Consider the following 940-nt stretch of genomic DNA (forward strand, 5'->3'; position numbering starts at 1 on the left):
CTTCCAGGATTGGTTTGTTGCCGTGTTTGCCCATCGACAGCACGTTTCTACAGGACTGGTACGCCTGGGCCGGGATGGCTTTCGCCGCGATGAGTTCTTCGATGACCTTGCGTGTTGCCGGGCCGGTTTTGCTGGCTTCGCGATAAAAGTAGTCGCTTGTCCACAGTCCACGGGTGGAGTCCATTCCAGATGGAATGTGCTCATAGTCAGTGACATAGGCCCCACGCTTATGCGAAACCTGGTGGGTTGCCACGGTTGTCCCCTGGTCAAAGACGGTCAAGACCTGGCCTGTGATGCGCACATCGACAGTGCGGCCAACAAGCTGGTGCGGAACGGAGTAGCGCACCGTTGCAACCGTGATATGGAAATCCGGGGCTACTTTCGCACGCTTCCACTCGGTATGTTGCCACGGGGTTGCCGGCAGGTCAGCAAGGAGATGCTGCTCGTGTGCTTCGAAGAGATCCCTGCGGCTTGACTGCTGACTGCGAAACGGCACGGAGGTGTTGATCGCATCGACTAAGCCCACAATCTTTCCGTTGAGCTCGTCTAAGTCAACACACTGGTGGTCTTCAAGGGCGTGGATGATCTTGTGCGTGACGATCTTTACCGCAGCTTCCACATTCGCTTTATCCTTCGGCCGACGCGCGCGAGTGGGAAGTGCTGCTGTGTTGTAGTGCTCCAAGAACTGCTGGTAGGTGTCGTTGACCTTCCGATTCCTATCGGCAGTGCTGATTGCGTTTGATGCCGTCGACGCGTTATCGGGGACAACAACCTGGCAGACCCCACCGAAGTAGTCAAACGCTTGGCGGTGTGCATCAAGCCAGGACTGTTGCCGCTGGTCAACACACGCACAAGCAAACAGCATTCCTGAATACGGCAGCGAAGCGACGAAAATGCTGACTTTCGCACCCGGTGTGCCCGCAGGGTCGTACAGGCGCAT

1 protein-coding gene is annotated in these 940 nt (G+C 56.8%); it reads right to left on the bottom strand.

The annotated features are described in order from the left end of the window. The coding region (locus tag HMPREF2875_RS00010) for a Mu transposase domain-containing protein (RefSeq protein ID WP_246816990.1) at positions 1-940 on the bottom strand (940 nt) is incomplete at both ends.

It is taken from the genome of Corynebacterium sp. HMSC078H07, assembly GCF_001812805.1.
Classification (GTDB): Bacteria; Actinomycetota; Actinomycetes; order Mycobacteriales; family Mycobacteriaceae; genus Corynebacterium.